This window comes from Enterobacter vonholyi (assembly GCF_040834095.1).
Taxonomy (GTDB): domain Bacteria; phylum Pseudomonadota; class Gammaproteobacteria; order Enterobacterales; family Enterobacteriaceae; genus Enterobacter; species Enterobacter vonholyi.
In genome coordinates this window covers 1034178-1052246 of the sequence record NZ_CP162152.1, presented here as the reverse complement: position 1 = coordinate 1052246, position 18069 = coordinate 1034178, and the positions used below count along the sequence as shown (strand labels likewise).

The window sequence follows — 18069 nt, the reverse complement described above, 5'->3', positions numbered from 1 at the left end:
TCCAGGGTCAGTTAAGGGTTCTGCTGCCAGCTGAAGGTATAGCGAAGCTGACGTGTCTGCAGAATGAATTCCGGTGCAACGCTGGGACTCCAGGAATCGTCGCCGCCCACGCCCATATGGAACGCATCGAGGTTAAGCCAGCATCCCGGCTCTTCCCGCAGCAGATGATGATGGGTTGTCTCCCGCAGCTGCTGCTGGCTATAGCGGCTCACCGAGAAGTGGAACTGGCCATTTAGCTGATGCGTTCCCAGCGTCAGCTCCCGCGTATCACAGCGCAAACCATTTTCCGTCGGGAAGATATACGGCGTGTGCATCTCCGCCAGGGGTAATGTCCAGCGCCCCTGCCGTGCCGCCAGCTTTCTGTCCGGATAGTTTTCATGCGGCCCCAGTCCCAGCCAGGAGACGTTTTCCGGCGTTTCGGCAAGATGAACGCTCAGGCCAACGCGCGCAGGCTCCGGGATATCAGATGCAATATCGACCTGAATATCGACATGCAGAACGCCTCGCTCGTCCACCCTCCAGACTTTACGGCTCATAAACAGGGCTTTGCCGCGATACTCAAGGACGTGCTGGGTTGTGACAACCACCTCGTCTGCGTGCTGCTCTGCCTCACAGTGCAGAACGCGCGAGGTGAGATCGTACATGCCCGCCGCTTTCCAGCGTTCAACCCAGGCGTTCGGATCGATCTTCGTCGCTTCACTTACGCCAATGTCGTTGTCCAGCGGCGCGCGGCTGACGTTATCCGTCAGAGGTGAAAGCAGCGTTTCAACGCCATTTCGCCACCATTGAGTCAGATTTCCGGTTGCGCGATCGAATTGCCAGCGCTGTTGACGATGGGAGATCTCCTGAACGCGATCGTTTTGCGTCAAGACCGGCGGCTCGCCCACCGGAGCTGGCGGAGCAATAAAGAGTGGAGCCGGCAGCGGCCACTGCTCCCACGCGCAGCGATGGTCAGCCGGTGACCACGGCGTTGCCCGCGGCTGGCGTACTTCTACGTTCAGCCAGACCTCACCCGGCCCGGCTTTCAGCTCCGGCAGGTCGATCTCCAGAAGCTGGGTGCCTTCAGGCGACATCGAGAGCGTCACCTCGCCCTCGGCCAGCACGTCCCCGTCCCGGGCAACCGTCCAGCTCAGCACTTCGTTATCGGTGTGGCGGAACAGGTAGCCGCTTTGCACCTCAATCACCAGCGGCGAGGTGCTGACCCGCGTAAAGGTAAAGAACTGCTGGGCGCGCTGCGCCTCGTACAGCGCCGGGTGCGGCGTGCGATCGGGGAATACCAGGCCATTGAGGCAGAACTGCCGATCGTTCGGCTTATCGCCAAAGTCTCCCCCGTAGGCCCAGAACGCGTTGCCAGCTTCGTCCTGTTTCGTCAGGGCCTGATCGACCCAGTCCCAGACAAATCCCCCCTGCAGGCGAGGGTGGCTGCGAAACGCCTGCCAGTATTTCGCGAACCCGCCAAAGCTATTCCCCATCGCGTGAGCATATTCACAGAGGATCAGCGGACGCGTTTCGTCCGGCATACCGATCCATTTTTTGATTGACCATTTAGGCACTGCCGGGAAGGGCTGATCCTGATCGACACGGGCATACATCGGACAAACAATATCGGTAGCCGCCGTATTCGCGCCGCCGCCTTCATACTGCACCGGACGCGTCGGATCCGTGGATTTCACCCAGCGATACAGTGCGTCGTGGTTTGCGCCGTGCCCGGACTCATTGCCCAGCGACCAAATGATTATTGAGGGATGATTACGATCGCGCTGCACCATGCGGGTCACGCGTTCGCTCATGGCGGGCAGCCAGCGCGGATCGTCTGCAAGGCGGCTCATCGGCACCATACCGTGGGTTTCGATGTTGGCTTCATCAACAACGTACAGCCCGTAGCGATCGCAAAGCCGGTACCACAGCGGATGGTTCGGGTAGTGCGAGCAGCGCACGGCGTTGAAGTTGTGCTGCTTCATGATTTCGATATCGCGGCGCATGGTCGCTTCGTCCATCACCTGGCCGTTTTCCGGGTGATGCTCGTGCCGGTTAACCCCGCGGATCAGCAGCGGTTTACCGTTGAGCTTCAGCAGGCCATTGCTGATATCAACGCGTCGGAAGCCCACGTCGCACGCCTCAATCTCAAGCACTTCACCCTGCGGGTTGATAAGCGCAATCGTCAGGCGATACAGTTCTGGCGTTTCAGCGCTCCAGAGCGCGGGCTGTTCAACGGGCATCGCCGCCGTTAAGCGCTCTGCCCAGCTGCCGCGCTCGTCGACGATGGCTGACCCTGGACGCCGGGAAACGCAGGCGCATTTTTCCTCCGCGCGCCACAGGGTAAAAACCACCTCGCAGTCTGCAAAGCCAGCGCCTGCCAGCGCGACATCAACCTTCAGCACCGCGCGGTCCAGCTCCTTATTCAGGTCCGTCACCACGTGATAATCGGCAATCCGGGTATCGGGTTTATGCAGCAAAGTCACATCGCGGAAAATGCCGCTCATGCGCCACATGTCCTGATCTTCAAGATAGCTGCCGTCGCACCAGCGCAATACCATGACCGCCAGGCGGTTCTGCCCGGGGCGTAATGCCGCCGAGAGGTCAAATTCGGCGGGCAGCCGACTGTCCTGGGAATAGCCTATCCACTTCCCGTTGCACCAGAGATGGAACGCCGAGTTCACACCGTCAAAGATGATGTGTGTTTGCCCGCTCTGAAGCCAGGCGTCATTCATTTCAAATGTGAGCGAGTAACAACCTGTCGGATTTTCCTGCGGCACAAAAGGTGGGTTAACGGGGATGGGATAGGTGACATTGGTGTAGATGGGCGTGTCAAACCCCTGCATCTGCCAGTTCGACGGTACGGGCATCGCGACGGCATCCGCGCAATCTTCGGTGCCCCATTCCTCAGGAACCTGCTCGGGAGCAGAAAAGTAGCTAAATCGCCACATCCCATTAAGAGTGCGCCTGCTGGTGGTTCCGGCGTCATCTCTGGCGGAAGATTCATTGCGCCAGCTGTGTAACGGCGCATGTGCGGCCAGGCGGTTCCACTGGGTGACGCCGGAGTTTTCCCAGTCCCGACGGGCCAGAATGGCGCTGAGGGTCAGCGGTGAAGTGGTGGACATAGTAACCTCTTTGCGAAGCGCTCACAATTTTGGTTAACATGCCCTGGCACTCTGCGATGGTAAAGCGCCCATTCGCCGGGTAGCGAGTCAGATCACAAAGTTTTATTTGCGGGCAATCTGCTCGGCAAGGAGTGCCAGGCTTCTAAGCTGCTCCGCCAGATCCTCGCGTTCAGCCTGCTTCGGGTTGCGGCGTGCGCTTGAATGACGGGTAACCAGCGTCACCGGCAGTTGAACCTGCCAGCACGCCTCCTCCCCGGTGGGGGCCAGCAGCCATTCCACGCTGCGTTCACCCGCATCGCGAAACGCCTGACGAATGGTCGTCAGCGGCGGGGAAAACCAGGCGCTGTCGGCCGTATCGTCAAACCCGACCACCGACATCTGGCCAGGAATAGCGATCCCTTTTTCCGCGCAGGCGCGCATTACCCCGAGCGCCATCTGATCGTTAGCCACCAGAATGGCATCCGGTAATATCGTCCCCGACAGAAGGACATGCCCTTTCTCATAGCCGCTGGCGGCGCTCCAGTCACCGTAAGCCACCTCAACGGCTTCATGCCACGCGCGGGCCAGAGCGGCTTTCCACCCCGCCAGACGCGCCCGAGCAGAGACCGAGCTTTCCGGCCCGCTCAGCAGAGCAATATGTCGATGCCCCAGCGAAAGCAGATGCTCAACGCCCAGACGCGCCCCCTGCTCCGCGTTAAACACGAGGCTGTTTACCCGCGCTGAAGGTGCCACATCGAGGAACAGCACCGGGACGGGCGACGCCAGTGCCCTGAGTTCTTCGGCGAGCAGATCGTCAAGCGGAACATTCACCAGCAGCGCGTCCACCCGCTGCGCCAGCAGCGCCTGAAGCGCGACCTGACAGTGCTGCGGCTGTTCAACCATGGAGATAAGAACACTTGCCCCCTGTTCCGCCGCGCGGGATTTTACCGCCGACACAATTTGCGAGGGCGCATGCAGGGCCAGATCGGTGGTGATAAGTCCCAGCGTGCGGGTGCGTTTACCCGCCAGCTGCTGTGCGCGCAGGTTAGGCACGTAGTGCAGCTCCGCCATCGCCTGCTGCACCTTTTCCCGCGTACGGGCAGAAACATGCTCCGCGTCGTTAATGACGCGGGAAACGGTCTGATAAGAAACCCCCGCAAGGAGGGCGACATCGTAGAGAGTGATAGCTTTCATGCATTGTGGCATCGCGTGAGTCGGGGCCCATTATTGTGGCACAGCGACGCCGTTAAAACATGTGAGCGCTTCGCAAAATTAAACAACCCGCTCCGGCTGAGGTATTTCCGCAATGCGCGGCTTTTGGCGAAACCAGGGCAGACAGAGCTGGATAAGCGGGCCAATGGTCAGGGCATAAAGTACGGTTCCCACGCCAAAGGTGCCGCCAAGCACGCACCCAATCAGCAGGACGGACACTTCAATTGAGGTGCGCACGCTACGAATGGACCACCCCAGCCGGGCGTGAATGCCGGTCATCAGACCGTCGCGCGGGCCTGGCCCGAAACCGGCCCCGATGTACATGCTGGTCGCAATCGCGTTCATCACGATGCCCGACACCAGGAAAGCGATTCGAACGGGTAACGATTCCAGTTCCGGGATAAGCGCCATGCTGGCGTCCGCCGCCAGACCGATACAAATCACGTTACTGATCGTGCCAAGCCCCGGCATCTGGCGCAGCGGGATCCACAGCAGCAGCACCGCAGCGCCGGTCACAATAATCACCGTTCCGATAGTCATTCCCAGCTGTAACCCCACCCCAAGGTGAAATACATCCCAGGGGTCGACGCCCAAATCGGAACGAATAAACATCGCGGTGGACAGGCCATACAGTCCTAAACCGACATAGAGTTGTAGCAGACGACGTACCATTTTTATCTTCTCCAGTGAACCAGGCTTTCATCCTGACCTAAAATGGCACTATGATTAATGTCCAGTTTTCAAATAGTGGACTGTATATGTCATCACGCCGCTTCGGAAGTCAGTCTCTGGTACGCCTTTTAGGCCACTGGCAACAAGCCTCATCCCGAACCCCGCTCTGGCGACAGCTGGCCGACGCGCTGCGTTTATTAATCCTTGACGGACGGCTGGCACTGAATACGCGGCTGCCGGGCGAGCGTGAGCTGGCCGCGGCGCTGGACGTGAGCCGTACCACCGTCAGCAGCGCGCTCGCCCACCTGCGTGAAGAGGGATATCTTGAAAGCCGCCACGGCAGCGGGTCACGCGTGATCCTCCCGGATACGCGCGCCGTTCCCACTCTTTCCGCGGCGAGCGCGGCACTGGATCTCTCCACTGCCGCCCTCAATGCCGGGCCGGAGATCCATCAGGCGTATACCCATGCGCTCACGGCCATTACCCAGCATCTCTCGCTGACGGGCTACGATCAGCTAGGGCTGCCGACGCTGCGGGAAGCCATCGCTGCACGCTATACCGCGCGTGGTCTTCCCACCCGCGCGGACGAAGTGATGGTGGTCAATGGCGCCGTCAGCGGCTTCGCGCTGGTCCTGCGGATGATGACCGGGCCCGGGGATCGCGTCGTGGTCGATCACCCCACCTATCCGCTGGCGATTGCCGCCATTCAGGGCGCGCAGTGTCGGCCCGTGGGGGTGTCGCTGCCGGAAACCGGCTGGGATACGGATGGCTTCGCCGCCACGCTTGCCCAAACCGCGCCGCGCCTGGCGTACCTGATGCCGGATTTTCATAATCCGACCGGGCGCTGTATGGATATTGCCACCCGTCAGGCCATCACGGATATTGCAGCCCAAACCCGCACGGCGCTGGTGGTGGATGAAACGATGGTGGATCTCTGGTTTGATGCGCCTCCCCCGCCACCGCTGGCTGCCTTCAACCCGCAGGCCACCGTCATCACTTTAGGCTCCGCCGGCAAAAGCTTCTGGGGAGGGCTGCGTCTAGGCTGGATCCGCGCCTCATCGCGCACCATCGCCACGCTTGCCCAGACGCGGGATACGCTGGATTTAGGCTCGCCGCTGCTGGAACAGCTGGCAATGCAGTGGCTCATTAACAACAGCGAGACGTTTCTGCCCGCACGCCGGAAGATGCTAGCGGAACGGCGCGATCGATGCGGTGACCTGCTGCGAGAACATTTTCCGGAGTGGAAATTCCACGAGGCGGAAGGCGGGCTCTCCTACTGGATAGAGCTACCGGGCATGCTGGCGACACAGCTTGCCGCACGGGCAGAAATAATCGGAATTAACCTTGGAACCGGGACGCGATTTGGTTTATCGGGGGCGTTTGACCGCTATTTACGTATGCCCTTCTCGCTGGAATCGACAGAGCTTGAGCAGGCGTTACTGAGGATCAAACCGTTATGGCTCACCCTGAATAAAAACGTGCCATCGTTAAAACGCAGCGTAATCTAATATTAAAATATTTGAAGCAGATCATAAAATAAAAACTGCTGACTGTAATATATGCAGTCAGCAGTTTTCACTGGTCAGTGTTTAATGCTGAGGAGGAATAGGAAAGCCTTTTAGTGAAATAACGAAATTATCACCGTCTTTCTTTATTTTTGCACCGGTATCACACCAGTCAGACGCAATACGAAAGAACTCATCGCTTCCAACATTCCAGCCAAGACGTACATGCTTCACGTAGCCTGAACGCAACAGATCGCAGGCCTCGTTGTAGTCACTGGCAGTTGACAGTTGTTGTTTCATTTTCTCTTCTTCAGAAGTTTACGTAGAGCCTTGATTTCTTTAGGAGTAAAAGGAGAAACACTCTCTTCTTCCGTATGCTGATTATCAATATCCTCTTCCGATACTCCCGCCTCTTCTACTGCTTCGAATGCCAGCAGCAGCAGTTTCTCTGTTGTCACGCTTAAATTCTCGTTATTGAGTTCCGCATAGTGGCGAAGCCTTTCTTTTAGCGCGTCATCAATCTTAACGTTTAATACCGCTGTAGCCATGTTTGTCACTTCCCTTCGGAATAAGTACTTTATTTAATACACGAAGTTAACAATGTTATCCAGATATAAATTTTTTCGAGTTATGGAAGAAAATAGACATCCAATTATAAAATGACAGTCTATTATTACAGGTTTATGACAATAATATTTCAGCGCGATGAAATATATATTACACGATATAGGCATAATATTATTGTGGGATAGCAGTCAAAAGTGAGAGGTGAAAGCAGGAAGATTTTATGAGGGCGGAAATGGGTAGGGGCCCTGCCAGCTAAGCTTTTCCAATAAAACCTATGTATTTCAATGCACTAAAAAGCGGTGGGGCAATGATTTTGTATCACCCAAAGTATACACTGGCAAGCCGTTTTCTCATGCGACAGACACAAAAAACCGGGGCTGACCCGGCTTTGTATGGCTTTTGACCAAACTCCATCTAAGCCACATTTTCCACTACCATGTAGGATCGCCCAACCTCTTCAATCAGTGGTTGGAGGTTCGTATTGCTGCCTTTGACTGTAAATAGGTCTTCTGGCTGTTCATCTTTTACGGCTTTTTTAACATAACCATAATACAGACGACTAACCGCAGTCCTTAAAGATACCGCCGTACAAGAAGATAAAGCGACCACATTTTCCCCTGTGTACTTGAACACTGGCGGCTCATAGTTTTTGATCACGCTCCGGCAAGAGTTCACAAATTGTGTGAACGCTTCAATTTTACCTGCCAGGGCCATACGACGGGCATGTTCGATCTCATCTACCGTGAGAGCGGGAGCGGAATATCTGTCGCACAAATGGGTGGGCCCTTGACGGCTAGCTATACTCTTATTTTCAGTGTCATAGGGTGCGGTCATGCGGGGAAAATAGCGTTACGGATTAGCTTAATGAGATTGCCGATGCGAAAGCATCGCCCGGCAATATTGAATTCAGGGTGAGAAATAAATCGATCAGGATGCAGGAGGCGTTAACGGCTGAACGTCATTGCTATTCACCCAGCCGTGCGTCGTTTTTCCGCTACGGGCGACAAACTCTACCTCTGCCCAGCCAGCCTGGGTTTGTATTACCCCTACTACGTCTCCTTTAACGATCCAGGCTTTACGCCGGGTCGCGGCATCAGGCGTGGAGCTCAGATAAGCCCGCGGGCTGCTTACCTTCATCAGCGTTTGCCACTGTGTCTGCCGCGTCCTCTCCAGTTCCAGACCTGTCGCAATTTCAGGCATCAGCACATTCATACACCCAGCATGGTTTTGCCCATCAGGAATGGCTAATGTGACACCCGCGGTATTCGCGGCAATATGGCCCGCGAGCACAGATGAAGACCATGAAGTGATGGTGTCTGGCTGTTGCGCTGAAACATGGCCTGTCAGAAAGAAAGTGCAGGTACGTTTTACGCTGTCTTCAGCCGATTCAGAGTAATACCCGGTGATATTGCCCGTCGGAGAGACGGCGAGTAACAAACCTTCATATACGCCAGACTGTAGCGTCGTGGCATACGAAGAAAACGCCGCCATTAAGACTGAAAAACCGCAAACTATGCGCATCATTTTAATTTTCATCTCCGCCCCTTCTCCAGGCTTTCATAAGTTCTGCGAATTTTAACGTCATAATCACCGAAATCGCTTCCGTTATAGTTAAATGCCATATTATAAAAGTCCTTATTTACCATTGCCGACAGTAGTGAGCTGTTCTTATTGCACAAATGTAAAAAAGCATTTAATTGCTTACCGGCATTTGACTTCATATCTTTTAAAAATGTGCCGAGATCTTTATAACCGCACGATTCGTAATTAAACCCCATAATCTGGAACATCCCCCATGAACACGATTTTATCGCAGCTTCGGCATCAAGTGCGTAAGCCTTCGCCAGGGTATTCCATGCAGAAAGCTGGTAGATATTGTTTTTTTGCCATTCCGGATCCGCTTTCTTTACATATTTATAAGACAAAAAAGGTGGGTTTGATCGTATTTCCTTTTGGTGTATTTTCGGAAAATATGCCCTTCATACGCAATAATCGGTAGATTTAAAGCATTAAACCCAGATCGTCCGCCCGACTCCACAATAGAAAAAGCTTTGATGATATTCAGTTCTACCCGACGATTAAGATTTTCCCAGGCTTCAGTAAAGTCCTGTTCCGTCAGCGATACAGCCCCATCAATACCAGGTGCCATCAGCTTGCTTCGCTCAAGGGGTTCATCTGCTACGTTGTAGCGCTCTTTTCTCAGATAATCGTTAACCAGCTGACGGACGCTATTTTCATTGGCAGAAGGTTGCCTAAAAAATGAAGACGTGAAAGACGATTGTTGAGACGCAAGGGGATATTTCATCGCAGCAGCAACTAATCCACGGAAAGTCTTCCCTTCTGGCTCAATAACCCCATCGGGATGCTGGAAACGCAAATGAATGGACTGAAACTGGCTGATGGTTCTGATCAATGTCGGGGAAATAATCCCATCTTCTGGGATGTCATACTGGATGATAGGCTTAATGAGATTAAACAGGTATTGCACGATAATCACGTCGCGCTGAAAGTTTCCTGCTTTACCTGGCGTTCCTACGGCACTTTTCAATAAAGGTGACAAACGTCTGAGAGAATTATCCATTTCTGAGTACTCATAAATGAAAAAATATACGGTTAGTGGGAAACCGCATCTCGTGATCGACAGCATCAAGCTGCTCACATCCAGCAGGCATTGATACGCCACTTGCGCCGCACCAGGTAAACACTGAAAACAGGAGTTATTGGGAGCACAAATGGGTGGGGGCCCTGCCAGCTACATCCCGGCACACACGTCGTCTGCCCTGGCTGCTTCCTTCCGGACCTGACCTGGTGAACAGAGTAGCGTTGCGGGAGAACCAACAGAGCCCCCATTGAGAGCGTTGATAACCAACGCGCTGGCGCATTATCCCTGTGCTAAAGCCCAATTGCAAGTGACCAGGAACCGGATGCTGGTTTCTTGCGCAAACAGGCGCAGCAATCATGAAGATCTTCGTTTACCATAGCGTTCCAGAAACTCCCCCCACAGGTGAAGGTATGGACGAACACGACTCCTTTCCACAGCGCGTATGGCAAATCGTGGCCTCAATCCCGGAAGGCTATGTCACTACCTATGGTGATGTTGCGCGCCTGGCCGGTTCCCCGCGCGCGGCGCGACAGGTTGGAGGCGTCCTGAAACGGCTACCGGAAGGCAGTACGTTGCCCTGGCATCGCGTGGTGAATCGTCATGGGAACATTTCGCTCACCGGGCCGGATCTTCAGCGTCAGCGTCAGGCGTTACTTTCAGAGGGTGTCCAGGTGACAGGGTCGGGTCAGATTGATTTGCAGAAATTTCGCTGGATATATTGACCCCTCTCCCGGAGGAGAGGGGAAATGCAGGAATTACATCTGAGTCGGTGGGGTTGGCAGAGACGGCTGATTGGTCTGCGGTGCGACCGGTACTTCGGTCTGCTGCACCGGCACCAGGTTCAGGTCGATTTTTGTCCCACCGTTGTTGATTGCTTCCTGAACCGTATCGGTGATAAAGACCAGCTTACCGTTGATGGTTACCGCTGCACTCAGCAGAATACGGGCGTTAGGCTGCACGTCCGACGGGTTATACGGCAACACGAAGCTAAATGGCGCCTGCTTACCTTCTGTACGGACCGCACGCTGGGCCACGACTTTAGACGGCGCGTCGGCCAGGGAAGCATCAGACAGCGTTACCGTTAGTACCGCGTCCGGTGGCAGAGCGACTCTCTGCTTGATCCAGATTGTACCGGAAACGTTAGGCTGCTGAATGGACTGCTGTGAAAGGGTGTTAATCCCGTTCGGATCTGCAGCTGGAACCGGCACCTGGGCGCTCTTACCGGCACAGGCGGACAACGCCACCGCAATAGCTACACCACTAAGCATGGGCACGAGTTTCATTGAAGTCTCCTTATCAATGCACCAGCGGGATCGATCCCATCCGATGTCGTTTCAATCACATAACGTATTCAAGTGTGGCACAGATCACCGATTTATGCCTGAAAACGTGCCGATATTCAGATTATTCTACCCATCGGACCACTTTCATTTCTGCGTTATACTCTGCCTATCTTTCGCTGCGGCGTTTATTGAGGACAACTATGAGTCAGGCACTGAACAATCTGCTGACATTACTAAATCTGGAAAAAATTGAGGAAGGACTCTTTCGCGGACAGAGCGAAGATCTCGGCTTGCGCCAGGTCTTCGGGGGGCAAGTCGTCGGACAAGCACTGTACGCAGCAAAGGAGACTGTCCCGGCAGACCGTCTGGTGCATTCATTCCACAGCTACTTCTTACGCCCTGGCGATAGCGCAAAACCGATTGTGTATGACGTTGAAGTTCTGCGAGACGGCAACAGTTTCAGCGCGCGCCGCGTAGCGGCCATTCAGAGCGGCAAGCCGATCTTTTACATGACGGCCTCTTTCCAGGCGCCGGAGCCGGGCTACGAGCATCAGAAAGTGATGCCCCCGGCTCCGTCACCCGACTCTTTAAAATCAGAGACGGATATTGCTCGCGCGCTGGCGCATCTGCTTCCGCCGCAGGTCAAAGAGAAGTTTCTCTGCGATAAGCCGCTGGAGATCCGCCCGGTTGAGTTCCACAACCCAATGAAAGGGCATACTGCCGAACCGAAACGCCAGGTTTGGATCCGTGCCAACGGGGCCGTGCCGGAAGATTTCCGCGTCCATCAGTATCTGCTGGGCTATGCGTCTGACTTCAACTTCCTGCCGGTGGCGCTGCAGCCGCACGGCGTTGGTTTCCTGGAAAAAGGGATGCAGGTCGCGACGATCGATCACTCCATGTGGTTCCACCGTCCGTTCAACATGAATGAGTGGCTGCTTTACAGCGTGGAGAGCACGTCAGCGTCGAGCGCACGCGGATTTGTGCGTGGAGAATTTTATACTCAGGACGGCGTGCTGGTCGCTTCGACGGTGCAGGAAGGGGTGATGCGTAATCGCGGGTGATTGTGTGCGGCCTGATGCCCTCCCCCTGACCCTCTCCCACCGGGAGAGGGAATACACATTAAAAACGGCAACCAGAGGTTGCCGTTTTGTTGTTTATCAGGCGTTATACGCATTCTCGCCGTGGCTGTTAACGTCCAGACCTTCGCGCTCCTGCTCTTCCGGTACGCGCAGACCCACCGTCATATCCGCCAGCTTATAGCCAATGAAGGCCACAACGGCAGACCAGACAACGGTGATAGCAATACTTTCCAGCTGCACCAGCACCTGATGAACCATGGTGACACCTTCCGCGTAACCCACGCCACCGAGCGATTTCGCCGCGAAGATACCGGTCATGATACAACCGACTATGCCGCACACGCCGTGCACGCCGAATACATCGCATGGGTCGTCGACGCGCAGCACACGTTTCAGTGCGGTGACGCCCCACAGACCCGCCAGACCCGACACCAGGCCGACCAGCAGCGCACCGCCGACACCGACATAACCACACGCAGGGGTGATACCAACCAGACCGGCAATCGCACCTGAACAGGCACCCAGCAGAGAAGGTTTCCCGCGTACCGCCCACTCGCCAAACACCCAAGAGAGGATTGCACCCGCCGTGGCAACAACGGTGTTCACGAACGCCAGCGCGGCGATTTCGTTGGCCGCACTTGCTGAGCCGGCGTTGAAGCCAAACCAGCCAAAGTAGAGGATCGCAGTACCGGTAAAGACCATCGGCAGGTTGTGCGGTTTGAACGCCTCTTTACCGAAGCCCACGCGTTTGCCAATCAGATAAGCGCCCACCAGACCCGCGACCGCGGCGTTAATGTGTACAACGGTACCGCCCGCGAAGTCCAGCGCACCGTGCGTTGCCAGCAGACCGCCACCCCAGACCATGTGCGCAATCGGCACATAGGAGAGCGTCATCCAGACCACCACGAAGATCAGAACGGCAGAGAAACGAATACGCTCCGCCAGCGCGCCCACAATAAGCCCGACGGTAATACAGGCGAAGGAGCCCTGGAACGCCACGTGAATATACTGATAGAAGCTGCCCATCAGCGCGGTCAGCTCAATATTTTTCAGCATCACCCAGTCGAAGTTACCAAAAAACGCGTTGCCCGTACCGAACGCCAGCGAGTAACCGTAAACCACCCACAGCACGCAGACCAGCGCAAACGTCACGGCAACCTGCGTCAGCATGGAGAGAACGTTTTTGCCACGGATCAGGCCGCCGTAGAACAGCGCAATGCCCGGAATGGACATGAAAAGCACCAGCGCGGTGCTGATCATCATAAAGGCGTTATCGGCTTTATCAGCCACCGCAGGGGCAGCAGCCAGCGCCAGGCCCGGCAGCAGCGCCAGCGAACCCAGACCCGTTTTAAGTGTTGCTATCTTCATTTTCTCGATCCCTATCACTGTGTGCCAGGCGTTATTTACAATGCCGCTTCGTCAGATTCGCCGGTACGGATGCGAATGACGCGCTGCAGTTCGGCAACGAAAATTTTGCCGTCGCCAATTTTGCCGGTATAGGCCGCTTTGCTAATGACATCAATGACTTCATCAAGCTGATCGTCAGCAATCGCGACATCAATTTTTACTTTTGGCAGAAAGTTAACGCTGTATTCCGCCCCGCGATAAAGCTCGGCATGACCCTTCTGACGACCAAAGCCTTTCACTTCGGTGACAGTCAGTCCCTGAATACCCATTGAAGACAACGCTTCACGCACGTCTTCGAGTTTGAATGGTTTGATTACAACCGTAACCAGCTTCATAGATCCCCTCCAGTCAGAATTCGGTAATGGCCGTAGCTTACGCTGAAGGTATTGCAAGGGATGTGCCAGAAATGAAAACGAGGAGGAACGGCGGCGCACAGAGCATTACACGGCCTTGATAATCGAACTGATGAAAAAAAACGCACCATGCCGGTGCGTGGTGCGTTTCAGTTTTGCACCAACAGGAATGACTGTTAGCGCGCCGCCTCTTTTTGGTGCATCAGGCGCTAAGCGACTCTTCATCGCGCACGCTGGCCGCCAGCTCTTCGCCCGCCAGCTGCAGCTGGTACATCTGCCAGTAGCGCCCTTTTGCTTCCAGCAGTTCACGGTGGGTACCACTCTCAACGGCCTGTCCGCGATGTAGCACCAGAATGGTATCGGCATCGACGATGGTGGAAAGACGGTGGGCAATCACCACCAGCGTCGTATGGTCGCGTACGGCGGAGAGTGCCTGCTGGATGGCCTGCTCGGTGCCGGAGTCAATACTGGCAGTGGCTTCATCCAGAATCAGGATCTGCGGCGTTTCAATCAGCACCCGCGCCAGCGCCAGGAGCTGCTTTTGCCCGACAGAGAGATTATTCCCCTGCTCGCCCAGTCTGGTATTTATCCCATCGCTAAACCCGCGCGCAAGCTCTGCCAGCTGCACTTTTTCCAGCACGTCCCAGACCTGTTCCTGGGTGTAGTCTCGTCCCAGAGTCACGTTGGCGTAGAAGGTATCGGCCAGCACGACCGGATCCTGTTGCACCATCGCGACGCCTTTACGCAACACGGTGTGGCTGAGAGACGCGAGCGGGCGCCCGTCGAGGCGGATTTCGCCGCGCGTGACCGGGTAATAGCCCATCAACAGGCTGGCAAGTGTGCTCTTACCGCTGCCGGTATGCCCCACCAGCGCCACGAAACCGCGCGACGGAACGTCAAGCGTGATGTCCTGAAGCACCAGCCGATCTTCGCGATAGGCAAACGATACGTTATCAAAGGCGATAGTCCCGCTTTGCAGAGGTTGCTCGTCATTGCCGTAGGCCTGACGCGGCCTGTCCATCAGCTCAAACACGCGCTCACCGGCGACCACCGCCTGCTGCAGCATCGATTGCTGGGTGGTGAGCTCGATCAACGGCTCGTTAAGGCGTCCCAGATAGCTAATAAAGGCGTATAGCACGCCCACCTCAATCGTACCGTTTGAGCTCAGCCCAAAGAGCATCAGCAGCCCGCAAAGCACCAGCGCCGAGAAAAGGCTCAGCAGCGGACGCAGCAGGAAACCGTCCAGCCGCAGCGTCTGCATACGCGCCATATAGTGCGAACGGCTGGCTTCCCCCATGCGTTCGCCAAAGCGGGCCTGCTGGCGGAACTGCTGGATGACGCTCATGCCGTTAATCACTTCGTTGAAGCCATCGTTGATGTCGGCCAGATAGGCGCGAACCCGGCGCACAATCGGCGTGCTGTAACGCTGGTAAATCACCATGACGATCAGCACCGCCGGGAAGATGGTGATCGCCACCAGCGCCATGCGCCAGTCAAGGCTGAACATCGCAACCAGCATCGCGCCAATCAGTGCCGCGCTGCGCAATACGGTCGCCACAACGGTGACGTACAGATCGCGGATCACCTCGGTATCGTTGGTCACGCGCGAGATCACCTGCCCGACCGGCTGGATATCAAACTCGCTGAGCGGCTGGCGAAGCGCCGCGTCCATCACATCCGTACGCAGTTGCTGAACAACGCCCACGGCAGCACGGTTAAACAGCAGCGACTGAGCATAGTGCAGCCCTGCCGCCGCCAGCTGAAGGCCAACGTAGGCCACGCCTAACCCCGCCACCAGCCCCAGGGGCAGATAGCTTTTGGCGACCATATTGTCGATGAAGTAGCTAATGAGCAAAGGACCGCTCACTTCAGCAATCGCCGCAATCCAGAGTAAAAGCACGGCAACGGAGAGCGGTTTACGCCACGGCGAGCCGTAGGCCAGCAGACGTTTGAGCGTCGGCCACATCGTTCCGAGCTTACGCATTGGCGGCCTCCTCATCTTCTTCCGGCGCATCGTCCAGCGCCGCCTCAAGCTGTTGATAGCGGTACATATCGCGATACCAGCCCGGCTGCTCGGCAAGCGTTTCATGCTGCCCGCGCTGGGCAATGTGCCCGTGCTGCAAGACCAGAATTTCGCTGGCTTCGGTTAGCGCAGACAAACGGTGGGCGCTGATAATGACCGTGCGTCCGTCGCCCCACTGGCGCAGGTTATGCAGAATTTGATGCTCGGTACGGCCGTCCACGGCGGAAAGTGCATCATCCAGAATCAGGATTTCAGCATTCAGCAGCAGCGCGCGGGCAATGGAGATACGCTGTTTTTGCCCGCCGGACAGCATGACGCCGCGTTCCCCGACTTCCGTCTCGTACCCCTGCGGCAGACGCAAAATATCATCATGAACGCTGGCCAGACGCGCCACGTGTTCAATCTCTTCCTGCGTCGCCCCAGGGCGGCCAAGGGCGATGTTGTTCGCCACGGTGTCCGAAAATAAAAACGGCGTCTGGCTGACGACCGCCAGGCGACCACGCCACTCGTCCAGCAGCAGATTCGTCAGGGGGATATCATGGAAACGAATATCGCCCTCGGTGACGTCAAAGTGGCGCTGGAGCAGAGAGAGCACGGTACTTTTACCGGATCCCGTCGGGCCGCAGATGCCCAGCATCTGGCCCGGCTGAAGCGTAAAGCTGACGTTCTCCAGCACCGGATGCTCCGTTTGTGGATAGACAAACTTGCGGACGTCGACATGCATGACGCCGCGTCCTTCCGGTACGACTTCGCTGCCGTCATTGACCACCGGCGCTTCGGCCAGCATGGCGCGAATACGGCTGTAGGCGGCGCTGCCGCGCTCCACGATGTTAAACATCCAGGCCAGCGCCAGCATCGGCCAGATCATGAGACCCAGATACATCGCAAAGCTTGTCAATTGCCCCAGGGTAAGCGCGCCCTGCACAACCATCCAGCTTCCGCCGCCAATGGCCAACATATTTGCCATGCCGATTGCGATATAAATCGTCGGGTCGAAACGGGCGTCGATACGCGCGACGCGCATGTTTTTCGCCCCCGTGTCTGCCGCATCGGCGGCAAACAGCGCAGACTGCCGGTCTTCCAGACCAAACGCTTTGATCATGCGGATGCTGGTCATGCTCTCCTGGGTGCGATCGTTCAGCGACGAAAACGCCGCCTGCGCCAGCTTAAAACGCTCGTGTAGCTGTTCACCATAGCGATTGATCGCCAGCGCCATGAGCGGCATCGGCAGCAGGGCCAGCAGGGTCAACTGCCAGCTGATCTGCGTGGACATCACGATCAGCACCGCACAGCCCATCACCAGCGAGTCCACCAGCGTCAGCACCCCTTCCCCGGCGGCAAAGACCACGCGATCGACGTCGTTCGTCGCGCGGGCGATGAGATCCCCGGTGCGATGGCGCAGATAAAATTCGGGATGCTGTCGGCTCAGCTGGCGGTAAAAATCTTCACGTAGCTCAACGGCCAGCTGATAGGACGCACCAAACAGCAGCACGCGCCAGACGTAGCGCAGCAGATAAACAATGACTGCCGTCAGCACCAGCGTGCCGACCCACATCAACACCCGTGCGGTGGTGTAATGCTGTTCGGTGACGCCATCCACGACGTAGCCCACCACTTTCGGCGGGATCAGCTGCAGGATGGCAATGATAATAAGCAGGGCGACTGCACCGAGGTAGCGTTGCCACTCCCGACGAAAGTACCAGCTTAATTGGGCAAATAATCGCACGCGGTTTGTTCCTGAAGGTATTTTACGAAGTTATTCAATAGGTAATGCTGTGGTGTATTTAATCTGTTCCATGGCGAAGCTTGAGGTGACGTCCGATAACCCCGGGACGCTGTTCACCAGCCGCTTGTAGAAGTCATCATAGCGCTTCATGTCGGCCACCTGGACGCGCATCAGATAATCGTACTCGCCGGCCATGCGCCAGAAACCGAGCACTTCGGGCATCTCAGACACCTGGGTGACGAAGCGGCAATACCACTCGCTGCTGTGATGCTGAGTTTTTATCAGCACAAATGCCGTCAACCCAAGCCCCAGCTTTTCGGGATCTAACAGCGCGACGCGTCCCAGAAGAATGCCGTCATCTTCCAGCTTCTTAAGACGCTTCCAGCACGGGGTGGTGGTCAGATTAACGGCATCTGCCAGCGCCTGCAAAGAGAGGGTACAGTCATTTTGCAGCAATGAAAGGAGCTTGCGGTCAATTTTATCTAGCATACCCACCTCTCAGAGAAAATTTTTCTCCCTTCATTCTATTTTAAAGGCCAGATAGCAACAATTTTTTCTGT

The 18069-nt window shown here is 56.0% G+C and carries 18 protein-coding genes and 1 other RNA gene; 3 read left to right on the top strand and 16 right to left on the bottom strand.

Features of this window, described 5'->3' with window-relative positions:
* Positions 1–11 precede the first annotated feature (11 nt).
* From AB3N39_RS04925 to AB3N39_RS04915, 3 genes are all read right to left on the bottom strand, one after another.
* Positions 12–3101: a beta-galactosidase gene (locus tag AB3N39_RS04925; RefSeq protein WP_367897101.1), complete on the bottom strand. Its 3090-nt coding sequence runs from the start codon at positions 3099–3101 to the stop codon at positions 12–14.
* A gap of 102 nt (positions 3102–3203) precedes the next feature.
* Positions 3204–4274: a LacI family DNA-binding transcriptional regulator gene (locus AB3N39_RS04920; protein ID WP_133293894.1), complete on the bottom strand. Its 1071-nt coding sequence runs from the start codon at positions 4272–4274 to the stop codon at positions 3204–3206.
* A 78-nt stretch (positions 4275–4352) separates the two neighbouring features.
* Positions 4353–4964: a YitT family protein gene (locus AB3N39_RS04915; RefSeq protein ID WP_111963402.1), complete on the bottom strand. Its 612-nt coding sequence runs from the start codon at positions 4962–4964 to the stop codon at positions 4353–4355.
* Positions 4965–5050: 86 nt separating this feature from the next.
* Between AB3N39_RS04915 and AB3N39_RS04910 the strand changes: the two genes are divergently transcribed.
* Positions 5051–6472: a PLP-dependent aminotransferase family protein gene (locus AB3N39_RS04910; protein WP_143344763.1), complete on the top strand. Its 1422-nt coding sequence runs from the start codon at positions 5051–5053 to the stop codon at positions 6470–6472.
* An 81-nt stretch (positions 6473–6553) separates the two neighbouring features.
* Here the strand turns inward: AB3N39_RS04910 and AB3N39_RS04905 are convergent, their stop codons facing one another.
* From AB3N39_RS04905 to ffs, 7 genes are all read right to left on the bottom strand, one after another.
* On the bottom strand, positions 6554–6769 hold the full coding sequence (locus tag AB3N39_RS04905; protein WP_023310588.1) for a hypothetical protein: 216 nt from the start codon (positions 6767–6769) through the stop codon (positions 6554–6556).
* Positions 6766–7017, bottom strand: coding sequence for a hypothetical protein (locus AB3N39_RS04900; RefSeq protein ID WP_032638522.1), 252 nt, complete (start codon positions 7015–7017; stop codon positions 6766–6768). The genes AB3N39_RS04905 and AB3N39_RS04900 overlap by 4 nt, the downstream gene beginning before the upstream one ends.
* Before the next feature lie 433 nt (positions 7018–7450).
* The gene (locus AB3N39_RS04895; RefSeq protein WP_325813158.1) at positions 7451–7870 is read right to left on the bottom strand and encodes a hypothetical protein; all 420 of its coding nucleotides are present in this window, start codon (positions 7868–7870) and stop codon (positions 7451–7453) included.
* 93 nt (positions 7871–7963) lie between these two features.
* Positions 7964–8572 carry a hypothetical protein gene (locus tag AB3N39_RS04890; RefSeq protein WP_111963404.1) on the bottom strand — a complete coding sequence of 203 codons (609 nt, stop codon included), beginning with the start codon at positions 8570–8572 and terminating at the stop codon, positions 7964–7966.
* On the bottom strand, positions 8569–8961 hold the full coding sequence (locus AB3N39_RS04885) for an N-acetylmuramidase domain-containing protein (RefSeq protein ID WP_254208657.1): 393 nt from the start codon (positions 8959–8961) through the stop codon (positions 8569–8571). Before AB3N39_RS04885 ends, AB3N39_RS04890 begins: the two co-directional genes overlap by 4 nt.
* Positions 8943–9617: an N-acetylmuramidase domain-containing protein gene (locus AB3N39_RS04880; protein ID WP_254208655.1), complete on the bottom strand. Its 675-nt coding sequence runs from the start codon at positions 9615–9617 to the stop codon at positions 8943–8945. The genes AB3N39_RS04885 and AB3N39_RS04880 overlap by 19 nt, the downstream gene beginning before the upstream one ends.
* A gap of 162 nt (positions 9618–9779) precedes the next feature.
* Positions 9780–9876: signal recognition particle sRNA small type (gene ffs / locus AB3N39_RS04875), an RNA gene on the bottom strand.
* A 172-nt stretch (positions 9877–10048) separates the two neighbouring features.
* On the opposite strand from ffs, the gene AB3N39_RS04870 reads away from it, so the two are divergent.
* On the top strand, positions 10049–10360 hold the full coding sequence (locus tag AB3N39_RS04870) for an MGMT family protein (RefSeq protein WP_032664021.1): 312 nt from the start codon (positions 10049–10051) through the stop codon (positions 10358–10360).
* Between the two features lie 33 nt (positions 10361–10393).
* Here AB3N39_RS04870 and AB3N39_RS04865 read toward each other — a convergent pair whose 3' ends face one another.
* A complete protein-coding gene (locus tag AB3N39_RS04865; RefSeq protein WP_024906833.1) occupies positions 10394–10921 on the bottom strand; it encodes a YbaY family lipoprotein in 528 nt (175 codons plus the stop codon).
* Between the two features lie 200 nt (positions 10922–11121).
* On the opposite strand from AB3N39_RS04865, the gene tesB reads away from it, so the two are divergent.
* Positions 11122–11982 (top strand): acyl-CoA thioesterase II, encoded by an 861-nt coding sequence (gene tesB, locus AB3N39_RS04860; protein WP_133293891.1) that lies wholly within the window; start codon positions 11122–11124, stop codon positions 11980–11982.
* A 96-nt stretch (positions 11983–12078) separates the two neighbouring features.
* Here the strand turns inward: tesB and amtB are convergent, their stop codons facing one another.
* The 5 genes from amtB to AB3N39_RS04835 form a co-directional block, all read right to left on the bottom strand.
* Positions 12079–13368 (bottom strand): ammonium transporter AmtB, encoded by a 1290-nt coding sequence (gene amtB, locus AB3N39_RS04855; protein WP_115874359.1) that lies wholly within the window; start codon positions 13366–13368, stop codon positions 12079–12081.
* Positions 13369–13403: 35 nt separating this feature from the next.
* Positions 13404–13742, bottom strand: coding sequence for a P-II family nitrogen regulator (glnK, locus tag AB3N39_RS04850; protein WP_008503304.1), 339 nt, complete (start codon positions 13740–13742; stop codon positions 13404–13406).
* A gap of 220 nt (positions 13743–13962) precedes the next feature.
* A complete protein-coding gene (locus AB3N39_RS04845; RefSeq protein WP_133293890.1) occupies positions 13963–15744 on the bottom strand; it encodes a SmdB family multidrug efflux ABC transporter permease/ATP-binding protein in 1782 nt (593 codons plus the stop codon).
* Entirely contained in the window at positions 15737–17509 is a 1773-nt protein-coding gene (locus tag AB3N39_RS04840; RefSeq protein ID WP_133293889.1) for a SmdA family multidrug ABC transporter permease/ATP-binding protein, read from the bottom strand. The genes AB3N39_RS04845 and AB3N39_RS04840 overlap by 8 nt, the downstream gene beginning before the upstream one ends.
* A gap of 30 nt (positions 17510–17539) precedes the next feature.
* Positions 17540–17998 carry an Lrp/AsnC family transcriptional regulator gene (locus AB3N39_RS04835; RefSeq protein ID WP_023310581.1) on the bottom strand — a complete coding sequence of 153 codons (459 nt, stop codon included), beginning with the start codon at positions 17996–17998 and terminating at the stop codon, positions 17540–17542.
* Positions 17999–18069: the final 71 nt, after the last annotated feature.

Bases quoted from the DNA above. Each gene is read 5' to 3' on its own strand.
- AB3N39_RS04925 (WP_367897101.1), bottom strand. From the start codon at position 3,101: ATGTCCACCACTTCACCGCTGACCCTCAGCGCCATTCTGGCCCGTCGG.
- AB3N39_RS04865 (WP_024906833.1), bottom strand. From the start codon at position 10,921: ATGAAACTCGTGCCCATGCTTAGTGGTGTAGCTATTGCGGTGGCGTTG.
- AB3N39_RS04890 (WP_111963404.1), bottom strand. From the start codon at position 8,572: ATGAAAATTAAAATGATGCGCATAGTTTGCGGTTTTTCAGTCTTAATG.
- AB3N39_RS04905 (WP_023310588.1), bottom strand. From the start codon at position 6,769: ATGAAACAACAACTGTCAACTGCCAGTGACTACAACGAGGCCTGCGAT.
- AB3N39_RS04845 (WP_133293890.1), bottom strand. From the start codon at position 15,744: ATGCGTAAGCTCGGAACGATGTGGCCGACGCTCAAACGTCTGCTGGCC.
- glnK (WP_008503304.1), bottom strand. From the start codon at position 13,742: ATGAAGCTGGTTACGGTTGTAATCAAACCATTCAAACTCGAAGACGTG.
- AB3N39_RS04910 (WP_143344763.1), top strand. From the start codon at position 5,051: ATGTCATCACGCCGCTTCGGAAGTCAGTCTCTGGTACGCCTTTTAGGC.
- AB3N39_RS04920 (WP_133293894.1), bottom strand. From the start codon at position 4,274: ATGAAAGCTATCACTCTCTACGATGTCGCCCTCCTTGCGGGGGTTTCT.
- tesB (WP_133293891.1), top strand. From the start codon at position 11,122: ATGAGTCAGGCACTGAACAATCTGCTGACATTACTAAATCTGGAAAAA.
- AB3N39_RS04880 (WP_254208655.1), bottom strand. From the start codon at position 9,617: ATGGATAATTCTCTCAGACGTTTGTCACCTTTATTGAAAAGTGCCGTA.
- AB3N39_RS04870 (WP_032664021.1), top strand. From the start codon at position 10,049: ATGGACGAACACGACTCCTTTCCACAGCGCGTATGGCAAATCGTGGCC.
- AB3N39_RS04895 (WP_325813158.1), bottom strand. From the start codon at position 7,870: ATGACCGCACCCTATGACACTGAAAATAAGAGTATAGCTAGCCGTCAA.
- AB3N39_RS04900 (WP_032638522.1), bottom strand. From the start codon at position 7,017: ATGGCTACAGCGGTATTAAACGTTAAGATTGATGACGCGCTAAAAGAA.
- amtB (WP_115874359.1), bottom strand. From the start codon at position 13,368: ATGAAGATAGCAACACTTAAAACGGGTCTGGGTTCGCTGGCGCTGCTG.
- AB3N39_RS04835 (WP_023310581.1), bottom strand. From the start codon at position 17,998: ATGCTAGATAAAATTGACCGCAAGCTCCTTTCATTGCTGCAAAATGAC.
- AB3N39_RS04915 (WP_111963402.1), bottom strand. From the start codon at position 4,964: ATGGTACGTCGTCTGCTACAACTCTATGTCGGTTTAGGACTGTATGGC.